At 43.7% G+C, this 21,664-nt stretch carries 9 protein-coding genes; 4 read left to right on the top strand and 5 right to left on the bottom strand.

What is annotated here, in order from left to right:
• Window positions 1-116: 116 nt before the first annotated feature.
• The 4 genes from MHH89_RS30615 to MHH89_RS30600 all read right to left on the bottom strand — a co-directional run bounded on the left by MHH89_RS30615 (window position 117) and on the right by MHH89_RS30600 (window position 5,860).
• Window positions 117-2,171 (bottom strand): methyl-accepting chemotaxis protein, encoded by a 2,055-nt coding sequence (locus MHH89_RS30615; protein WP_341088762.1) that lies wholly within the window; start codon window positions 2,169-2,171, stop codon window positions 117-119.
• Window positions 2,172-2,268: 97 nt separating this feature from the next.
• The gene (locus MHH89_RS30610; RefSeq protein WP_076126471.1) at window positions 2,269-3,111 is read right to left on the bottom strand and encodes a sugar ABC transporter permease; all 843 of its coding nucleotides are present in this window, start codon (window positions 3,109-3,111) and stop codon (window positions 2,269-2,271) included.
• On the bottom strand, window positions 3,108-4,421 hold the full coding sequence (locus MHH89_RS30605) for a sugar ABC transporter permease (protein WP_036684375.1): 1,314 nt from the start codon (window positions 4,419-4,421) through the stop codon (window positions 3,108-3,110). Before MHH89_RS30605 ends, MHH89_RS30610 begins: the two co-directional genes overlap by 4 nt.
• Before the next feature lie 107 nt (window positions 4,422-4,528).
• Window positions 4,529-5,860: a sugar ABC transporter substrate-binding protein gene (locus tag MHH89_RS30600; RefSeq protein WP_076126469.1), complete on the bottom strand. Its 1,332-nt coding sequence runs from the start codon at window positions 5,858-5,860 to the stop codon at window positions 4,529-4,531.
• Between the two features lie 819 nt (window positions 5,861-6,679).
• Here MHH89_RS30600 and MHH89_RS30595 point away from each other — a divergent pair.
• Window positions 6,680-8,425 (top strand): alpha-glycosidase, encoded by a 1,746-nt coding sequence (locus MHH89_RS30595; RefSeq protein WP_341088761.1) that lies wholly within the window; start codon window positions 6,680-6,682, stop codon window positions 8,423-8,425.
• Window positions 8,426-8,588: 163 nt separating this feature from the next.
• Here the strand turns inward: MHH89_RS30595 and MHH89_RS30590 are convergent, their stop codons facing one another.
• Window positions 8,589-16,403, bottom strand: coding sequence for a pullulanase (locus MHH89_RS30590; RefSeq protein ID WP_341088760.1), 7,815 nt, complete (start codon window positions 16,401-16,403; stop codon window positions 8,589-8,591).
• A 688-nt stretch (window positions 16,404-17,091) separates the two neighbouring features.
• On the opposite strand from MHH89_RS30590, the gene MHH89_RS30585 reads away from it, so the two are divergent.
• From MHH89_RS30585 to MHH89_RS30575, 3 genes are all read left to right on the top strand, one after another.
• Entirely contained in the window at window positions 17,092-18,138 is a 1,047-nt protein-coding gene (locus tag MHH89_RS30585; RefSeq protein ID WP_076195090.1) for a LacI family DNA-binding transcriptional regulator, read from the top strand.
• Window positions 18,139-18,360: 222 nt separating this feature from the next.
• Window positions 18,361-19,017: a beta-phosphoglucomutase gene (pgmB, locus tag MHH89_RS30580; RefSeq protein WP_340034199.1), complete on the top strand. Its 657-nt coding sequence runs from the start codon at window positions 18,361-18,363 to the stop codon at window positions 19,015-19,017.
• Window positions 19,018-19,336: 319 nt separating this feature from the next.
• Window positions 19,337-21,655, top strand: coding sequence for a glycoside hydrolase family 65 protein (locus tag MHH89_RS30575; RefSeq protein WP_076126463.1), 2,319 nt, complete (start codon window positions 19,337-19,339; stop codon window positions 21,653-21,655).
• Window positions 21,656-21,664 lie beyond the last annotated feature (9 nt).

The following is a 21,664-nucleotide window of genomic DNA, read 5'->3' as shown; positions in this document are numbered from 1 at the left end:
GTGTATCTCTTTAGCCACTTCGAAGACAAGATAACGTCCGATAGCAATCAAATCAACAAAAACGAGCAACTCTCCATTATATTGGAAAATTGCCCGTCTCTATTAGAATAATATTGTCATACTTGAAAAGAAACCAAAGAGTGCTTAAGATCGGCTGCCAAGCCCTCCAGCTTTTCCGATAGGGCAACCAATTCCTCACTAACCGTGAATTGCTGAGATGACATAGAAGCTACCTCCTCCGTCGAAGCAGTGGTTTGCTGGACGATGGAGCTTACGCTGGCCATGGATTCACCGAGTTGACGCTGGAACTCAATCAGTTCGAGGACAGAAGCAGAAGATTCACTAATATGTCTCATGAAATGTTCCATTTCCTCTTTGACACTCGCGAATATCGTTGACGACTCTCTTACAGAAGAGATTTGTTCACGGAACTTAGGAGCGGCTTCATTGATATCCTTAACGGTGTTCTCGATATGTAGACCAATCTCTTCCGTGATCTTGGAGACCGATTGAATCGATTCATTCGACTGGTTAGCGAGCTGCCTGATTTCATCAGCAATCACTATGAACCCTCTGCCTGCCGCACCTGCTCTAACTGCTTCTATGGTAGCATTTAGTGCCAAAATATTGGTCTGCTTATTCACAGCAATCATAGGGCTGAGTATACTGCGAATTAAATGAGTGCTTTCTCTGAGCTTAGTAGAATTATCTTGAATTCGATTGATCATCTCTACCGTAGACTCACTCTGCTCTACCAGCAGTTTCATCAGCTCTGTACCTTGATTGCTAACCTCAATGACCCGTTCTGCTGAATGGTCCATCACTGTATTTATTTCCGTCACTTCACTCATTTTGTTGCCGATAATCTCAACATTGTGATAACTGCGTTCGGCTTCAACAGCGAGGCTGGCTGACCCCGCTGCAATCTCACCGGTAGCGGTCGCAACCTCTCTGGCATGGAGGGAGATTGTACTTGATGCTTGTACTAATTGTTCCGAAGTAAGGAGGACCTCATCTGCCGAATTCCCGCTCTGCCTTGCAAGTAAGGAGATCTGCTCCATCATTTGGTTGAAGCTTTGACCCAAGCGGCCAATCTCATCTTTGCCCTTGAAATTGGTTCGTACCTGTAGGTTCCCACGCTCTCCTTCCTCCATCAAGATTGCCAGCTTACCCAGCGGGCGCCCTACCAATCGAACAAGAATATAACCAATTAGTAGTGCTATTAAGGCTGCCGCCAGCACCACAGAAAATGTGATATATAAAAGCTTGTCCGCAGACTTAGTAAAATCACTGACAGGAGCATACCCCATAAGCATCCACTTGGCAGTCGCCAGGGGCTGGTATACAACAAGCTGAGAACTTCCGTTCTCATCCTCCGCTGTAAATGAATGATTTTGCTCCTTCCCTTGTTCTTCTGAAACTTTTATGTAAGAGGGTTGACCCAGCTTGGCATGATCTGCACCATACACAATGCTGCCATCCGCACTCAAGATACGAATTTCACCGGTCATCCCAATCTGAAGGTTAGACAGCATTTCAGTCATGGCCTTCCCTTTCACTTCGATTAGCATGTAATACTCCGCTTCGGGATGTAAAAGATTACGTAGCAATCTCCCCATAGTTAAGGAGGGCTCAGTATAAGCATCAAAAAAGCCTTTCTCACGAACGGGAAACCAGACTGGCTCTCCTTTAGCTGCGGCAATTTGCTCTAATCTTGCGGAAATGCCTTCATCACTACGAATCCCACTTATACCAGCAGACTTATAAGATTCTGAGTCTACCAAGCTCTTGGATACCAGCCTGACGCCATACATCCGCTCATCAGACCCTTTTACCAAGTCCAGCTTTCTGCGAATCCGATCTTCAGCACCGGCTTTGGCCACAGTTGTAAGCTCGCCGCTATTTATTTTTTCTAAATCACCCTTTAACACAGAGTCGAGTGCAAACTGCCTTGATAGTGCCTCATACTCTGCCAGCACAAAATCCAGCTTGTCCGCTGCCTGAACTACAGATTGTGTGGAGGCTGCAGCAACCTCATTCGTAATGATATTTTTAGCGGCAAAATAGGAAGTCAATCCTAGCACGGAGGATAAGAGAACTATAGAACTAAATAAAATAACGAACAGTTTAACTCCAACAGATTTAAAATATAGAGTCCAGGACTTTTTCATTAAGTTCACTCCCCATGACGAAATAAGGGTACAGCCCTCCATTTCTGTATAAAGGCTGTACCCTGATCATTTATTAGCATGAAGCGAGCGAATGGGTTTACCCCTTACTAGCTCCTGCTGTCAAGCCATCTACTAGCAGACGTTGCAAGAATACAAACAAAATCATAATTGGAATGGAGATCAAAACCGCACCCGCAGAGAACAAGGTAAAGTTAGTGTTTTGATTGGTGTTAACCATATCCCACATCCCCACTGCAACTGTCCAGTTCTCCTTAGTCCGCAGAATGAGTCTCGCAAAAATGAAGTCCACCCATGGTCCAACAAACTGAGTCAGCGCCATATATGTGATCATAGGACGTGACAAAGGTAAGATGATTCGCATAAATATTCCGAAATTGCTCGCCCCGTCAATACGAGCGGCCTCATCCAAGGAACGAGGAATCGTATCGAGGAAACCTTTGGCGATAAAGGTCCCTCCCAGCGGCGCCCCGGCCGCATAAACGATAATTAACGCAATATGTGTATCCAGCAAATTAAACTCTTTAAGCAGCATATAAATAGCGATCATACTCATAAAACCAGGGAACATACCAAGAATCAATACGGTGGATAACGCTGTTTTACGCGCTTTAAACCGGAATCTGGATACGGCATAACTGGTTAACAAAGTAAGAACTACCCCGATAAGCATCGAGAAAACAGCTATTTTCAAGGTATTGGCATACCAAGTCCCAAACATATAGCTGGGTGATGTGAACAATTCTCTGTAATGTGATAAAGTGAATTGCTCGGGAATAAACGTTTTGCTGTACAATGATTTACCAGGTCGGAAAGAAGCTAAAAGAATCCAAAGGGCAGGATAGAGTGCAGCTATCGACAAAGCAATCAAGATAATATAACTACCTGCTAAGCGAATAAAGTTCGCGACTTTTCTGCTCATTGGATCATATCCTCCTCTTTAAATGACTTCGTCCGGCGGTAATTGTACAGGGAGAATGAAGCGACAATGATAAAGATAATAATCCCTATTGCCGAAGCCATGTTGTTTTTATTCTGATCTAGCGTTAATTTGTATAACCAGGTTACTAGCAAGTCCGTAGAACCGGCATATTGATAGTCACCATTTACCGGACTACCACCAGTTAATAGGAAGATCGCGTTAAAGTTGTTGATGTTACCTGCAAACTGCGTAATCAAGGTCGGTGCTGTAGAGAACAATACCATCGGCAACGTTACGATACGGAACTTCTGATAACCCGATGCTCCATCCACCTCAGCAGCTTCATACATATCCCGTGGGATAGTAGTCAGAACGCCCATGATAAGCAGCATAGAAACAGGAATACCTACCCACATATTAACGATAATTACGGTAACCTTAGCCCAGAATGGGTCAGTCAGCCACGGTAAACCATCCAATCCAAAATACCCCATGTATTGATTGATAGGCCCGAATTGACCGTTAAATAAGTTGCGCATGAGCAGAAGCGAGATTAACTGTGGCACCGCGTAAGGCACAATCAGAATTACTCTCCACATTCCTTTGAAGCGAATGCCCTTCTGACTCACCAGCAAAGCGACCAACAGTCCTCCGAAGTATGTAGTAATGGTTGAAAGAACTGCCCATATAATTGTCCATGTTAATACACCATAAAAAGTGTGGCTCCATGTCTTAAGGACCAATAAATTACGAAAGGTCTGAAATCCAACCCAGTCCACCAATTTGGCGGGTGGAAGATGATCAGGTGCGGAATAGTTCGTAAAGGCCAACAGGATCATGAAGATAATTGGCATAATCGTAAAGAATAGAACACCAATGCCCGGCAAGACTAGAAACGCTTGAGCAAACTTGTAATCCAGGATATAACGAACACTTTGTTTAAAAGTGTTTGCCTGAAGACCGTTATCACGTTTTTCTCCAATCTTGTAAGCATCTCTGATATTCAAATACCAGGCGATAATCAATAGAATAAGAATAAGGATGGTGATCAAGCTTTGGATCATGATATAAATCGAGTGATCACCGGTAACCATCTTGGCGATCCCCTTCACTTTAACCAGACGACTCGGATTCTCTCCTAGTGTTACGATGCCCCATAAAGAGTTGGCAAGGTTCTCAATAAAATAAAAAACGGCTACAGCTTCTACGGCTAAATATAATATTCCTTTAACGAATTGGCGGTTATATATTTGTCCCAATCCCATAAAAATCGTCGACAGTATTGCGGCCCTCGTGCGATGTCGTTGCATTTCGCTTCCGTTCTCCTCTCCGAGTGAAAATAAGAAGCTGCCAGCCGCTAAACATGCGGCGGGCAGCTTGATTCACTGTATGCTGTTAAGACAGTGAATTATGATCCTTATTGGGATGCACTGTTATTCAAATCTTTGATTTGTTGTACAGCTTTGTCCATTGCTGCTTTTGGATCCCCATTTTTATCCCAAATTTCTGGAAGGGCAGCATTTACTGGGCTCCATACGTTACCCATTTCAGGAATAGAAGGCATCGGTTGGGAGTTCTTAGCTTGTTCTGCAAAAACAGAGACATATGGATCGCTAGAGATCTGTGGATCAAGAAGCGCCTCGTTGTTTGTAGGAACCGAACCAATCGTTTTGTTCAGTAACAGCTGAGCGTCTTTGCTTGAAGCAAAATTCGCATACAATTTAGCAGCATTCGGATATTGAGTAAACGAGTTAACTGCGAAAATTTTAATACCAGAGAATGTAATTGCTGTTTTGCCATTCACTGTAGGGATTGGAGCAATACCAAGGTTGTCACCAAGAGCTTCTTTGTATCCTCCAAGCTCCCATGGACCTGTGATATCCATAGCTACATCACCAGAGTTGAACAAGCTGCGTTTGATATCACTGTTGATATCACCACTCTTAATTGGCAATGCTTCCTTCAGTTTCACAAATTCTTTAAGTCCTGCAATTGCACCATCGTTAGCAAGACCGATATCATCTTTATCCGTACCATCCTTACCGAAGAGGTATCCGCCATCGGAAGCGATAAACATGTAGTTGAAGTACAAGTTTCCTACTTCCCACATAATCCCATATCTATTTTTCGATTTATCCGTGAATGTTTTGCTGAATGCAAGAACATCATCAAATGATTTAGGTGCTTCTTTAACAAGCGATTTATTGTAGAACAATGCATAAGTTTCTGCTGCTCTTGGGTAACCATACAATTCACCTTCGTACGAAGATCCGATAATCGAAGCTTCAGTATTGTTAGCTTTTGTTTCTTCACCGAAGACATCGTTAGGAAGAACCAAGCTCGCGCTTGCCGCTTTACCTAAGTTATCGTGAGGGATAAGAATAACGTCTGCCGCTAATCCTGAAGGACCATCTTGAGTAAGTTTAGTTACTTGATCTGGTGGTGCCAATTCTTCAACCTTGACTGGAACGTTATATTTTGCTGTGAACTGTTTAGCAATCTCATCTGCAAAAGGTCTTTCTTCTTTACTTTCCCATACCACTAGAGTTGCGCCATCTTCAGGTACAATTTCATCTGTTGCTGCTGCATCTGTGCTCTCTGGCGCTGCAGTCTCTGTAGTAGCATTATTAGTAGCTTTTGCTGCGTTGTTGCCCCCGTTATTCGTACTGTTGTTGTTGGAACCGCATGCTGTAACGGACAGAGCCATTGAGAAAGCTGCGGTGATAACCATCATTTTTTTCAATTTCATTACTTTAACCCCTCCCAATTTTTAAAAACGTAAGATGGAAAATAGTAGTGCTGTAATCTGCGCAAACGATTTCAGAAAGGCTAAAAAAAAAGTTCTTCTTTTAGCTTGCTCCTTCTGTATCTGCATTTCACAGGTAAGAAAGCGCTTCATTCATGAGTACATCATACAACAGTAACGATTGTTTTTAAAAACGTTTGCATATACTGTATTGGGTCATTTTCCATTATTTTATATACATTAAAGGCATATATCTCCATTTTTCACATGATATCTTTTAATTAGTCGATAATTCATGTGTTTATTATTGGAATATCTATTTTATTTGCCCCTAATATGCCACATTTTCTCTATTTCAAGAGATTTCTCATAAATTGCCCTTCACAATGCTCGTTTACTTTAGTGAAATTTAGTGCAATGGTTTGAACAAGAGTATTGAAAGCCCTTTTATTCCATGCTATAATCCAAAACGTTAAGAGGCTGTCCAGCATGAAGCACAACATCCCTTGTCTGCCTCCTGTTCTATATAATTAAAAGGCAATGTTACTTATCAAAGGTACAACCTCGGGCAAGCTACTTCGCGGTGGTTGTGCCTCTTTGTTATGTGCTACTCGGCTACTGATTTAGTGCATGTTGCATAAAAAACTGTGCAACCAATAACAATAGCGACATTCTACATTCCACGCGCTCTGTGGAGTATCGTCCGGGAATAGTTTATGCTTTCGAGAAAGTAGCGCTAACAAAACTTAGCCTATGCTTTCGATGTGGTTTTGCCGAAGTATCCGAGGAAGTAACGCTAACAAAACTTTAGGAGGATTTATCATGTTACTGGAAGCAGTGTATCATCGTCCGCGGTTAAATTGGTCTTATGCCTATAATGAAAGTACGATTCACCTGCGTCTACGCGCTAAAAAAGGGGATTTAACCGAAGTGTTCGCCTTTGCTGGAGATAAATATGCTTGGGATACCACAAAAGAGCTAATTCCCATGACCCTCTTCACCTCCGATGCTATGTTTGACTATTGGGAATGTGCTTCAGTACCTCTCTACCGCCGCTTGAAATACGGCTTCTTACTTCAAAAAGATAACGAACGAATTTGGATGACCGAAAGTGACTTTCAAACGGTGCGGCCGGAAAACCCAAACAAGCTGTTCGAATTCCCCTTCATTAACCGCGTTGATGTATTTGCTCCGCCTGCCTGGGTAAAGGACGCTGTTTTTTATCAGATCTTCCCAGAACGCTTTGCAAATGGTGACCCGAGCCTTGATCCGGAAAATGTTCAGCCATGGGGCTCCGAACCAACACCAACCAATTTTTTTGGCGGCGACCTGCAAGGGGTTATTGATCATTTAGATCATCTTAACGAGCTTGGGATCACTGCTATTTATTTCACACCTATCTTTGATGCAACTACTAATCATAAATACGATACAGAAGACTATATGAAAGTCGATCCGCATTTTGGAGATATTGAGACTTTAAAAAAGCTCGTCGATAGCTGCCATAAACGTGGGATTCGTGTCCTGCTAGATGCCGTATTCAATCATTCTGGCAAAACCTTTGCTCCTTTTGTAGATGTTCAAGAAAAAGGAGAGGCTTCCGCCTTTAAAGATTGGTTCCATATTCGCAAGTTTCCGCTTCAGATTGAAAACGGTGTCCCTACTTATGACACCTTTGCTTTTGAACCGCTAATGCCAAAGCTAAACACAGAACACCCTGAAGTTAAACAATACTTACTGAAAGTCGCAGAATACTGGATCAAAGAAGTCGGGATCGATGGCTGGCGTCTGGACGTTGCCAATGAAGTGGATCATGATTTCTGGCGGGAATTCCGCAAGGTGGTTAAACGTGCTAATCCTGAGGCCTACATATTGGGGGAAATCTGGCATGAATCTGCACCTTGGCTGGAAGGCGATAAATTTGATGCCGTTATGAACTATCCTTTCACTGACGCCGTCCTTGACTTCTTTGTGCATGGCACTCTTGATGCTGAAGGATTCGCCAATTCCATTGGTAAACAGTTATCACGCTACCCGCTGCAGGCTAGTGAAGTTGCTTTTAATCTGCTGGATAGCCACGATACTCCACGACTGCTTACGCTGGCTGCTGGAGACAAAAACAAGATGCGATTAGCGGCACTGTTCCAATTCACCTTTATGGGCACTCCCTGCATCTATTACGGTGACGAGATCGGCATGGACGGTGAAGGTGACCCTGGTTGCCGCAAATGCATGGAGTGGAACCCTGAAAAGCAGGATCGAGAGCTCTTCGAGTTCTATCGTCAGCTTATTAAAATACGCAATAACCACCCTGCTCTCCGCACAGGTACATTTACCTTCCTTGAGGCAGGACAACAAGGCAGCAAGCTAGCCTATGAGCGCCGGCTGGATCTGCAGACGATTGTGGTACTAATCAACAGTGAAGAGACCGCTCAGACCTTCCGTATTGACGTAGACGAGCGGGATTGGGAGAACTTGTTTACAGGCGAAACAATGCGCACAGAACGAAGCAAGCTGATCGTGAAAATGCCAGCCTATGGATTCGCTATCCTAAAGGCAATCATCTAAAAGATTTCTTTTCTTCCCACTGCCCAGCCATACAGCATATCAAAACAGGGTATCTCGCAAGCGATAATCGCTTCGGGATACCCTGTTTTCTTTTGGAGCATACTAAAATGCTAACCGCTGCTCAAACTAAGGGGTGCCAGAATTCAGCACACCTTAGTTTAGCCTACTTGCTCAGCAGCGTATAAATAACCTGTGCGCTTTCTGCGCGTGTCATCCATGCTTTTGGAGCGAATCGTTTGTTCTCTCGGCCTTGCAGGAGTCCTAAGTCTGCTGCAGTCTTCACATAGGCTTCCGCCCACTTGCTAATACTTGAAGCGTCAGTAAATGCCGTAGAGACTGCTACAGGTTCAAGCTTCTTACCAGACTTCACTTCAAGTGCGCGGATCGCCATAACAGCCATTTCCTCACGGGTAATTGATGCATTCGGCGCAAAACTATTATTACTCCGTCCACTAACAATACCCAGCTTAGTAGCTGTGGCTACATATGAGGCATACCATGCATCTGACCTGATGTCAGTAAACAGGACCTGCCCTTCCGCTTTTAAGCCAAGTGCACGTACTAGTAGTGCTGTAAATTCCGCACGGCTAACATTACTTTTTGGATCAAACTCAGAGGTAGTGACCCCTGACACAATTTGTTTGGCGGCAAGTGATTGAATCGCCTTAAATGCCCAATAGGTTGCAGGAACATCTTTGAACGACTTATCGATTTCAAGCACAGCATACTTACTGAAGTGTGTGACTTGTGCCGTGATCACATCTCCATTCAGCTGTCCTCCCACGTACTCTAACCCGCCATTATCACTTAAATAATAGATTCCGATTAAGTCTTTGTTGAATTGCCCTTTAATCTTGAATGAGATCGTAATCGGCTCATCGAACTGCTTAATTACAATCCGAGTACCGTCTTTCATCAGCACGCTAAGTCTGAATTCAAATACATCGGAAAGAGAGCTAATATGAGCACTATCTTTGTTTATACCGTCTACTATGGCTTTCGCAGCAGACTGCGCCAGTGGGTTCAGTTCAAGCAAGATTTGGGCACCTACCCCATCAATACCTGAAGCTAAACTTGGCATTGTACTTAAAAGCTGGCTAGGGATAGTAACTAACAGATCTCCCATTTTAAACACAAGATCATTAGTTCCTAGTATTTGTGCAGCTTGTAAAGGTAAGCGTACCGCTGTCTTACCGGCAGCAACATCAATTTGCACCTTGCCGTCTTTACCATTCTTCAAGCTATCCTCATTCACAACCTGAGTATCCGCTGGCGGCGTAGGGCTAGGGTTAACAACAACTCCAGAGGTTGGTGCCGCTGTGGCTTCTGGCGTTGGTGTTGGTGTCACCTCAGGCGACGGTGTTACTTCTGGAGTCGGCGTTGGTGTCGTTGTTGGTGTCGGCGTTGGTGTCGGCGTTGGTGTCGGCGTTGGCGTCGATGTTGGTGTCGGCGTCGGCGTCGGCGTTGGTGTCGGCGTTGGCGTCGATGTTGGTGTCGGCGTCGGCGTCGGCGTTGGTGTCGGCGTTGGTGTCGGCGTCGGCGTTGGTGTCGGCGTTGGCGTCGGCGTCGGCGTCGGTGTCGGCGTTGGTGTCGGTATAACATCCGATACCTCCGCCAAAATAACCGTGCCTCCATCATCTCTGCCTGGCAGGTCAATATTTACCTTTTGATCTTCGGAAACCATGTATGTTTTACCGCTGTATTCATCGGTTACCGATGAATTGGCAGCAAACGGTACTGGAATCGTTACAGAATTCCCACTAGTTTTAGTATTGATTACCGTCACTACGTTCTCATCTTCATAAGATTTGTTGAAAGCCAAATAACCTGAATCATCTGAACCTGCGAGCTTCGTGCGCGCACCTTTGGAATACACTTTGGAGTACTTCGCACGGATATTCAACAGCTTTTGATAATGGTTATGTAGTGGCTTCTCTGCCGTCAATTGATCCCAAGGCATATCCTTACGGTTCTCACTGAATTGACCTTCAGACATATTTCCAGCATTGCTTCCGGAATTCCCCAGTTCTTCTCCGTAGTATATTACCGGCTGTCCTTTGGCGGTAATTTGCAGAGCTGCAGCAATCTTCAGCTTGCCTTTATCGCCTCCCACATAATCAGACAAGAAACCATTCTCATCGTGACTGCTCAGGAATTGAGCCATCATCTTCGTATTATCGATCTTTAATTCACGTTCCTGCAGATAAGCATCCACACTGTTTACCTTACCATTTGCAAAATCTCTGGCTGCATCTTTAAATCCAAAATCAAGCAGACCATCCATCTGGCTAGTTTCGAGCATTCCACCATTGTTATCAATGGTTCCACCGAAGTATTCGCCGGTCATTTTGAAGTTTGGATCAATCGCTGTCAGTGCATTTTTAAAGGCTTTCCAAGTCGTATCGTCCACGTGCTTGACTGTATCCACACGGAAATAATCAATCGTGTCTCCACGTTCCGTACGTGCGTTGTCTAACCAGCCTGTTTGCCAAGCGATAATTTTTTCACGAACGGCTGGATCTTCCGTCTTGAAATCTGGCAGGAAAGCAAGCTCACCCTTAATTGGATCTGTATCTGCGGATACACCATCCGTGCGCAGCATCCCTTCGAAACGTGCTTTATCCTCAGCTGTAATTGTCGGATAGGTATCCTCAGCTTTCAGACCGTAACCCGTATGATTGAGTACAACGTCAACCATGATCTTGATCCCTTTGTCATGCGCCTTTTCGATTAGCTCCTTGAAGGTTGCCATATCGCCAAGATGCTCGTCGAGCTTGGTAAAATCTTTTGCCCAATACCCATGGTATCCATATTGTTCGCTGCCAAAGTCAACGCCTTTGTTAAAATCAATATTATCTACGATTGGCGTGATCCATAACGTGTTAATTCCTAGCTCTTGCAAATAATCGAGATTGTCGATCATCCCCCGGAAATCTCCACCATGATAAGCTTCCAGATGATCTTTATTTACATTCTCATTATTCGTTGGGTCACCGTCTTTAAACCGGTCTGTAAGCGCGAAATAAATCCGGGCCTCATCCCAATCAAAATCCAGCTTATCCCCTGTATAGGTTCTTGCTTTTACCTCAAGTGTAGCCTTTTCCTTATGTGCATTGCCGTATTGGTCTACGAGCGTAATCGGAATATCCTTGATGCCCGCTGACACCGTGTCTTTCACAGCAACCGTTTGTCTCAAGAGTTCCGTATCCAGCTTAACTTTGCTAGGTCCTCCAAGATTGGTTAAATCCATATATGCTTCAGAGTAAGTTACTTTTTCCGAAGAGGATGCGTTGATGCTTACAACAGCATTCTGATTGGATGTGACTGCCTCTGGACTTACGGATGCCGTAATCGTAACGACAGGTTGATGATAATCAATAACAGATTCATCATTCACCGTATTCTTTGGATCTGTAATTTCGGTAGTGACGCCGTCTTTAGTAATCAAGAAAGTATATTTATACATACCTTCTTTTAAATCAGCCAGTGTATAAGTGAACCACTCGTTAGCCGGATCATAGATCATTGGATACGAAGTGCCGTTCACTTTTACTTTAGCAGCTGTTATTGCGTCCATATTTCCAGTACGGAACAAAGCGTCGTCGCGGTATCTGAAAGTAATCGTTCCATCTTTTAAAATGGGGCCGCTAATACTTGGTTTGATATCAAGCTCTTTAACCATACTGGTTACATACACCTTAGTGAACGGTTCACCAGGGGTCAACGGTATGACACGATCGTCCGGGTAGTCTTGTTTTCCCGTGTTCCAATCCGTACCTTTGCGCAGGACAAATCCAACGCTTGTTGCATTCTCCGCAACCTCAATCAGAACGCTCGCTGTGCCATTCTTAAAGGTTGTGAAATCAATCTGGTCATTTTTAGCTCCAGTGTTCCAAACCCAGATATTCCAATCCTTATAGTCCTTATCGCTACGGGTATAAGTGAATTGAACATATCGTTTGTCAGTAACTTTAACGGTGACGGTTGTGGAAACACCCTCATAAGAGATAGTAAGGGTTGCCGTTCCTAGCCCAACCGCTTTGACTAGACCTTTATCAGTTACTGTAGCCACTTCAGGTTTATTGGAAAGGTAAGTAGCCTTCTTAGTAACATTACTTCTGCTATTGTCATCATATTTCGCAAAAACAGCGGTTTGATGCGTATTTCCTGCTGCCAGCGTGTAGCTTGCACTATCTGTTTCCAAAGAGGTCAGCTTAACTGGTGCAGCTTCCTTTTGAATAATCACAGCCGTCAAAGGCTCTAATGTAATTGAATTTGCTGTCAAAATAAAACCTGTCTGCTGCGCAGCCGGTATCGCTGTAACACCAGCTTCATCGTTGTCCACAAGCACTTGACCACCCGTCAAATCCTCAGATAAGGTCAGTTTTCTAGTTGTGCTGTCACCATTCATGAAGACATAATAGATGCCAGTACCATCTGTTGCTTTGTTGGAATAACCGATGACAAGATCGTTATCCTTCATTTCTGGAGCAGGGATCAGGTTAATGTTAGAGTCAACCAAATCCTTATCGCCCAATCGGAAGGCATCCGTTGATTTTCTTAGCTCCATCAGACCCGACGTATATTTTCTTGTCGTGTTCTGTACTGGGAACTTAGATTCATCCGTTGCTTTGGTCCAATCAAACATGTTAACTGCATCCGATGAATCGTAAGAATCATGAATGAAATAGCCAAACGATTGGTTGTTATTGTCGAACATCTCTGTGAATTTATCCTCAGGATCCGTTGTGCCCTTCCACTGCTTAGTCCGCCCATATTCCTGACCGGCATGGATGAAGGCTGTACCTTGAGAAGTTAATACGAGCATATTTCCTAATCTGATCCGCTGCTGAATTTCAAGCTCATTCTCAGCAATATCCGGATCCTTCTTGATCGATTGTGCTATGACATCATGAAGTGTCAGATTATCATGAGCTTCGATGTATGGGACGATATCACCCGGATCATCTGCTGGTGTATTCGAAGGTTGAGCTTTAATATTGTCCAGGATTGTAGCGATCGGACGTGCTCCACCGGTAATAAATCTAGGCTGACCTTCGGAACCATAACCAGACTTCAATTCATTACGGAATTCATCGGAGAAAACACCGACACTATCCGTTTTGTCCATCCAATCCTGATCTGCACCTTGCCCAGCGAGAGAAGGATCAGCCGCAGCGCCGCCGAATGTTCTCCAGCCTTCACCAATAAAGAGTGCCTTCGGATTCACTGCTGCCGCGGCATCATAAGCATGCTGAACAGCATCAGCTGTCGCATCGCCCATCATATCCCAGCGCATTCCATCAATCTTATACTCTTCAAACCAGTATTTTACCGAATCAACCATCAGCTTCTCAGCCATTTTATGGTTGGTGGCTAAATTGTTGCCGAACCCCCCGATAAAGTTGCCGTTTGCATCTTGGAAGGCATAGTAATTAGGTACGATGTCGTTTAAAAATTCTTTTTTAGCCATGTGAGTATACACTACGTCCAGAACGACACCCATTCCAGCTTCATGCACGGCATCAATCAAACCTTTTAGTTCTTTAATCCGCTCTTCTGGATCGGCAGGATTCTGTGAATAAGCCCCGTCCGGAGAGAAATAGCTATGAGGATCATACCCCCAGTTGTATTCATTGTTTTTTGCGGAATAATCTGGCTCTCTAGTCCCCATCTTCGTCTCATCCCCGTAATACCAAGCCATCACAGGAAGCAACTGAACATGCGTTACACCAAGAGATTTAATATAATCAAGTTTCTTTTCAAAAGCGCTATAAGAACCCCATCTTTCCCCACTCAGACTATCCTCGATCGATACATCCGATGTAAAATCTCTCACGTGGACTTCGTAGATGATGGCGTCCTCACGTTTTTCGTAGCCTTTTATATCAGCATACCCAAAGGTATCAGGGTTCGTCTGGCTTAAATCAACGATAGCCGCTTTGCCCACTGTATCCCCGCCGGCACCAGCAGCACCTGTGGTATCCACAGTGAATACCGCCATTGATTTAGCATAAGGATCAAGGACCTTATGGGTTACACCGTCATTCGTTACTTCGTATTGATAAAAGAAGCCCCTTACATCTGTTGCCGTTGTGCCTGTCAAATCAGCTGGCTTCAGCTGGACTGACCAAACCCCTTGCTCGCCGAGTGTTAAAGCAACACTACCCACTTGCACGTTAGAGTCATTCTTATCGTAAAGATTTACAACGACTCCGCTTGCTTTAGGTGCCCATAATTTCAATGTGGCTGTTTTGTCAGCATTATACGTAGCTCCAAGATCGTCTCCTGTATAATTGTACATTTCATCAAGCATTCTCCAGCCACTTGCGGCGGAGACTGTTTTACCTGAATAGGTAACGCTAAGCGGAACTTTTTCCAAATCAAAAGCTTCTGTATCCACTTCGATTGAAGTTTTGCTTGTAAGGGTTACAGCATTAATCGGGACTGCAGCACCCTCTTTATCCTTAACTGTAATTGCTGACTTTAAGGCTGCTGGATCCAAACCGTCAGTCAGTGTGAAGCCGAGAAGGATTTTGCTCGTCGACAACACCTCTGCGGATACTAAGCCAATTGGTGTCTCTCCAAACGGAGAAACATAAACATTGTTGTCTCCTTCTTTAACCCATAGCTGATTGTATCGATCCAGCAGGCTAAAGGTTTTATTGTCACCGTCCTTATCACCGTTCGAAGGTTTCATCACAATAAAGCCAATTTTCTTCGCGTTCTCAATAAGCGGAACATCAACATATGCACCATAACGATCTGTTTGATCTGCCACAAAAGGAGTGGCACCAGACGGCCAATTTTCGGATGGGGCTACGACGTCATCCCACAGCCACAGTCCGTATTGATCATGATTTGTATCAGCTCTGGTATAGTGAATTCGCACTGTATTAGGAGCAAGTGCAACTGGTTCATACGGTGTTACATCATTTGACCCTTGCTTGATCCAAATTTCATTCGTCTCAGGCGTGTTAATAGCAAAGAGTTTATCGCCTTCATCCTTAGCCTGAGTGACTCGGTTTACCACAAGGAACGAAATTTTCTTGGCTCCATCCTTCACTGGCACGTCAACATAAGCACCATAAGAATCGATTTGCCCTTCAGGAAATGAAGTTGCCCCTGTTGGCCAATTTGCGGAAGGGGATTGAACATCATCCCATGTCCATAATCCCTGATTTTCATAGTCACCAGCTGTCCGATTGTAGTGAATACGGATGTGTCCAGCCGGAACAGGGGTAACCTCAACAGGTTCAGAAGGAATTTTATATTCAGCTGTCACACTGCCATCCAGTGGATTCAATTTAAAGGTAACCGGCAGATCGGAAGGAAGACTCAGATTATTAGCAGTTTCGGGATACAATTGATCCCCGGCTTCACCGTCTCCTGGAACAGAAACTTGGTAGGTGTAATCTCCCTTAGGAAGGGTAGCCACCGTACTGTAAACATCATCAAAATCAGGATCAGATAATGTGGTAAGTGCTTCTGCCGGCAGGTTTCCTGTCAATCTTGGTAGTTTAGCGGAAGCAATCGGTGTGTAATACGTGGAATCGGCTATTTTATGAGTTAAGTCATTATAATAAAAGGTCACGGCAGTCTCTGTTTCTAGCTTGATATGAATATTCTCCCCATCATTGCTCCCCTGAGGATTGGTGTAACTTGTGAATCCATAGTTCTCATCCCATAAATCATTTAGAGTAACCTTGTAGTTATATTCTCCTGCCGGCAGTGTGCCTGTAAAAGAATATAGGCCATTATCTGAATAGGTCATTTGGGTAACTACCGATGTCTCATCCCAATCCTTACCCGGCGCTTCCGCATCTGTCGATGTAAATTTAGACTGCAGATCCCCAACCAATACAACCTTCGTCGTTGCTGCTGTAACATTAACAGGATGTAGTCCAAGACCAGAGAACACGAGAGCAATGATCATAAAGATCGCAAATGCCCTCTTCCCCCATAAAGTTATTTTCATTTTTGCAAAACCTCCCATAATTATGAATTCCCTTTTTGCAAGCGGATACATGATTTCACAAACCCCACCAATTTATGAGATTATAAATCATGCGAATTCCTTCTGAAGGTGAAGAAGGTCTATATGTAGGGCTCGTCAAGCCAATTCAACGCTGTCACCATCCTTCTATCAAAGTAAAAGCTTGATACATCATGTCAAAATTAGTGCAATCGTTTGCAAAAAGCTATGCACAAACACTAGTCCATAAAACCCGATCGTTAGCGCAACTGATTACAACCTAAAAATACCCAATGAAAACGCTTGCTGTATTTTGATTTACATACTAATGCCGAATTTACGGTATTGTCAACCAGTATTTTCTAAAATAAAATCTCAATTTAAAGCCGCAATAAAAACGAAACTTGTTCTTCCCTTCCTTTCAGCTAAGTTCTTGCATCCTTTAAGCCATACGTTTGCATTCAGCGAATGCTCTTTTCACAAAATTCAGACCGCATTTATACATATTAAGATCAAAATTCCCGAATCATTCATACTTTTTTGGTGAAAAGCAACAATATTGCATTGAAATTTCTTGTGTTCCTTCCAAAAGTAGCAATTTCCTCCTTTTGAATGACTTTATCTATTTACAATTTAGAACTCTTAGATTAATATTACTGTGTAAAGCAAACGGTTCCATAAGGAGGTTTCAATGACAGTTACCATTAAGGATGTGGCCAAGAAAGCGGGAGTATCTCCCTCCACGGTATCCCGGGTATTGTCCAACCATCCCAGAATCAGCCTGGAAACTTCCCGCAAAGTTAAAGCTATTATGGAGGATATGGGCTATACCCCTAACATGATGGCTAAGAGCTTGGTGTCGAAAACTACTAACAGCATCTGCTTCAGTCTTCCTAAACCTGCTGAAGAGCTGTTCTCTAATCTATTTTTTATGGAATTAATTCGCGGGATCGTTACACAAGCCAGCCGTTCCGGTTATGATGTGCTGATAAGCTCCGGAGCGAACGAGAAAGAAGAACTGGAAGCCGTTTCACGACTTCTGAAGGGTCGCCGTGTTGACGGCGTTATTCTGCTTTACTCTCGTACGGATGATGCCGTTATTGATTTTCTAGAGAGCAACGATTATCCATTCGTGCTTGTTGGCCGGAGTGATAAATATGAGAATATTTTATCAGTCGATAATGATAATGTGATGGCAGCATACGATGCTACGAACCACCTCATTTCCATGGGGCATAAACGTATTGGCTTCGTAAGTGGACCACCTAATCTAATCGTTTCTCGTGACCGTCTCGCCGGATATCGTAAAGCATTGCAGAATAGCGGTTTAGAAATGCGGGATGAATGGATTGTAGAGGGTGAATTTCTACAGGATAGCGGCTATAGAGCGATGTCCTTTTTCATGAATTTGCCGAATCGACCCACTGCGCTGGTAGCGGTGGATGACATGGTATCGTTCGGAATTTTGCGCGGGTTGAATGAACTGAAATACAAGGTTCCAGACGATCTCGCCATTGTAAGCTTTAACAATATTCCATTATCTGAATTATCTAGTCCTCCGATCAGCAGTATTGATATAGGAATTTATCATCTTGGCTACACCGCATCACAAGTACTTATCCAAAATATCAAGAGTCCGGATAACGGTTCAGGTCATACCAACCGATTTGTCATTCCCCATCGTCTGATCGTGAGAGAGTCATCCATGCACTCTCAGGCAAAGCATAAAACCGAATGAATAAGTGAAGCGTTTAATCGCTTCATTTATTTTTTGAAAATCTGTACAAACGTTTGCGCTAAATCATACAATACTTAATGATCCAGTTCTTTATGGGTGATTTCTAGGATCTTAGGTTAGGATAAACTTACACATCTTAATCAAAGTTTAAACGGTTTAATAAGATTCTAATACGGCATCCGCTGGATCACGACGCTGTCAAAACTTTTAGGAGGTACTACAATGTCGGAAATTAAAGCCTGCTTGTTCGACTTGGACGGAGTAATCGTCGATACAGCCAAATACCATTATATCGCTTGGAAAGAGCTTGCAGATGGACTGGGGTTTCTTTTCACAGAACAAGATAACGAACGCCTTAAGGGAGTCAGCAGAACGGCTTCACTAAATATTTTGCTGGAAATCGGTGGACTAACGATTGCTGAAGAAGAGAAAGCTAAGCTTGCGGAACAGAAAAATAATCGTTATGTCGAATATATTGCAAAAATGGACAGTTCTGAGATTCTGCCAGGTGCGCTTGATTTCCTAAAAGAGTGCCGTACGAATGGCATCAAAGTCGCTCTCGGTTCTGCCAGTAAAAACGCTATGACGATCTTGAATAATACCGGATTAACCCCTTACTTTGATGCAATCATCGATGGAACTCATACTAGTGCTGCTAAACCAGATCCGGAAGTGTTCCTGTTAGGAGCCAATGCACTGGATGCCGCACCTGAACATTGTGTAGTCTTCGAAGATGCAGAAGCGGGAATTGAGGCCGCTACCCGGGCCGGTATGTTCAGTGTTGGCATTGGTTCGCCGGAAACCCTCAGTGCCGCGAATATTGTGGTTCCATCGCTCGCTCATATGAGTGTGTCCATGCTCAAAGAATCTTTTGCATAAATATAGTGAACATAATGAACTCAAATAGTACTGATTTGAGTTGTTATGGACATTCCTACCAGAGATTAAATGAACTAATAATTAATCGTTAACTTTCTGGTGATGAAGTGACGGAGAGGAATTTTGGAACTGTAGAAGCATAGCGTTCGCCTTTATAATCAGATTTCATCCGCAAAATGTGGTTTAAATATAGAAATCTGATTATAACAGCGATCGAAAGTCCAAAGATTCATCGCAGTCACTTTTATATCACCGGAAGTTTAACAAAAGATTTGTTCATTTTATATATCCCCCTAACATATTTAAAGGAGCGGTTATCGTGAAACAATATTTAACAATTGATGAATGGTCCATTATTGAGGAATCCTTTGATCCACAGACGCAAGAAATTTCTGAAAGCGTATTTAGTCTTGGTAACGGATTTATGGGTGGCCGGGCCAATTTCGAAGAGCAATATAGCGGCAACAGCCTGCAAGGCAGCTACATGGCGGGCGTCTACTACCCTGACAAAACACGTGTCGGCTGGTGGAAAAACGGCTATCCTGAATATTTTGCCAAAGTACTTAACAGCACGAACTGGATCGGTATTAACATTGATATCGAGGGTACCCCCCTTGATCTGGCAAAGTGCACCGTTTCCGAATTCCGCCGTGTACTTAATATGAAAGAAGGAACGCTCTCCCGTAGCTTCACTGCCACTCTCGAAGATGGTAAGGAAGTTAAAGTAGAAAGTATCCGGTTCGTAAGCATGACTCGTCAAGAAATCGGCGCGATTCGCTATTCCATCATTCCTGTTAATTTCTCAGGCAAGATTACGATTACTCCTTATCTTGATGGTGATGTGAAGAACAAGGATTCCAACTATGACGAGAAATTCTGGAATGAAGTTGAGAAACAAGCGGGACCTGATCATGGACATCTCACTCTTAAGACTAAGAAACTCGACTTCCATGTCACCTCTGCTATGGCTTTTGATATCCTTGTCAATGGTGAGAAGGTAACTGCCGAAGCAGAAGCGATCGAACAAGAGAAATATGTAGCCAGCAAACTGGACGTAACCGCACAAGCGGGCAATCAAATCGTCATTTATAAATATGTAGCCAATGTTACTTCTCGGAATCACGGTCTGGGACAATTGGTCGACGCCGCCCAAACTGCTCTGCAAGCTGCTAAGGAAGCCGGATTTGTAACTCTTTTGACCGAACAAATTGAAGCTTGGAGAGAAAAATGGAAAGAAAGCGACATCATCATTGAAGGTGACGTTTCGGCTCAGCAAGCGATTCGCTTTAATATTTTCCAACTCAATCAAACCTATAATGGTGAAGATGACCGCCTGAACATTGGCCCGAAAGGCTTTACCGGTGAAAAATACGGCGGCAGCACTTACTGGGATACTGAGGCGTATTGCGTTCCCTTCTATCTCAGTACGGCGGACTCCTCCATTGCCCGCAATTTGTTGATCTACCGTTACAAGCACTTAGAGAAAGCTAAAGAAAATGCCCGTAAGCTTGGATTCAAAAAAGGTGCGCTATACCCAATGGTTACGATGAACGGTGAAGAATGCCACAACGAGTGGGAAATTACATTTGAAGAAATTCACCGGAATGGTGCCATTGCCTACGCTATTTACAACTATGTGAACTACACCGGAGACAAAGCTTATCTGGGACAATATGGCCTTGAGGTTCTCGTGGAAATCTCCCGCTTCTGGGAAGAACGTGTTCACTATGCATCACGCAAAGACAAATACGTAATGCTCGGCGTAACGGGCCCGAATGAATATGAGAATAACGTTAATAATAACTGGTATACGAACCGTATGGCTTCGTGGACTATGGAATATACCATGGAAGCACTGGCATACTTGCAAGAAAATGAGCCTACTCGTTATGCTGAGCTAGTCGACAAACTAGGGCTGCAAGAGAGCGAAACTACAAAATGGAAAGACATCATTGCTAAGATGTATTATCCTGCGGATGAAGAGCTGGGTATCTTCTTACAACAAGATGGCTTCCTGGACAAAGAGATCATTCAAGTCAAAGATCTGGAACGTGAGCATCTGCCACTCAACCAAAAATGGTCATGGGACCGTATCCTGCGTTCTTGCTTCATTAAACAAGCAGACGTTCTGCAGGGATTATATTTCCTGGGTGACCGTTACGATCTCGATACCAAAAAACGTAACTTCGACTTTTATGAACCGATCACTGTTCATGAGTCCTCCCTTTCCCCTTGTATCCACTCCATTCTAGCCAGTGAGCTGGGATATAAGGATAAGGCCTATGAAATGTACTTGCGTACTTCAAGACTGGATCTTGATAACTATAACAATGATACAGAAGACGGCTTGCACAGCACTAGCATGGCTGGTACTTGGATGTCAATCGTACATGGTTTCGGCGGACTCCGCGTGCATGACGGCAGACTGACACTGAGCCCATCTAACCCAGGTCACTGGACCGCTTACTCTTTTAAAATCATGTTCCGCGGCTCCCGTCTGAAAGTAAGTGTTACGGATGCACAAGTTACTGTTACGAATGAAACTGATATCCCTGCTTCTATTACTATCTACGACAAAGAATATACCGTAAACGGACTAAGCAGCATCACTGCTGATAGCAATTCCGTTACAGTATAAAACTTACAC

It is taken from the genome of Paenibacillus sp. FSL H7-0323, from assembly GCF_038002725.1.
Lineage (GTDB): Bacteria > Bacillota > Bacilli > Paenibacillales > Paenibacillaceae > Paenibacillus_AQ > Paenibacillus_AQ odorifer.
This window is presented reverse-complemented; position numbering and strand designations above follow the sequence as displayed.

What these genes read in the sequence shown, in the direction of transcription:
- pgmB (WP_340034199.1), top strand. Translation starts at nt 18,361, where the DNA reads ATGTCGGAAATTAAAGCCTGCTTGTTCGACTTGGACGGAGTAATCGTC.
- MHH89_RS30610 (WP_076126471.1), bottom strand. Translation starts at nt 3,111, where the DNA reads ATGAGCAGAAAAGTCGCGAACTTTATTCGCTTAGCAGGTAGTTATATT.
- MHH89_RS30605 (WP_036684375.1), bottom strand. Translation starts at nt 4,421, where the DNA reads ATGCAACGACATCGCACGAGGGCCGCAATACTGTCGACGATTTTTATG.
- MHH89_RS30615 (WP_341088762.1), bottom strand. Translation starts at nt 2,171, where the DNA reads ATGAAAAAGTCCTGGACTCTATATTTTAAATCTGTTGGAGTTAAACTG.
- MHH89_RS30590 (WP_341088760.1), bottom strand. Translation starts at nt 16,403, where the DNA reads ATGAAAATAACTTTATGGGGGAAGAGGGCATTTGCGATCTTTATGATC.
- MHH89_RS30600 (WP_076126469.1), bottom strand. Translation starts at nt 5,860, where the DNA reads ATGAAATTGAAAAAAATGATGGTTATCACCGCAGCTTTCTCAATGGCT.
- MHH89_RS30595 (WP_341088761.1), top strand. Translation starts at nt 6,680, where the DNA reads ATGTTACTGGAAGCAGTGTATCATCGTCCGCGGTTAAATTGGTCTTAT.
- MHH89_RS30585 (WP_076195090.1), top strand. Translation starts at nt 17,092, where the DNA reads ATGACAGTTACCATTAAGGATGTGGCCAAGAAAGCGGGAGTATCTCCC.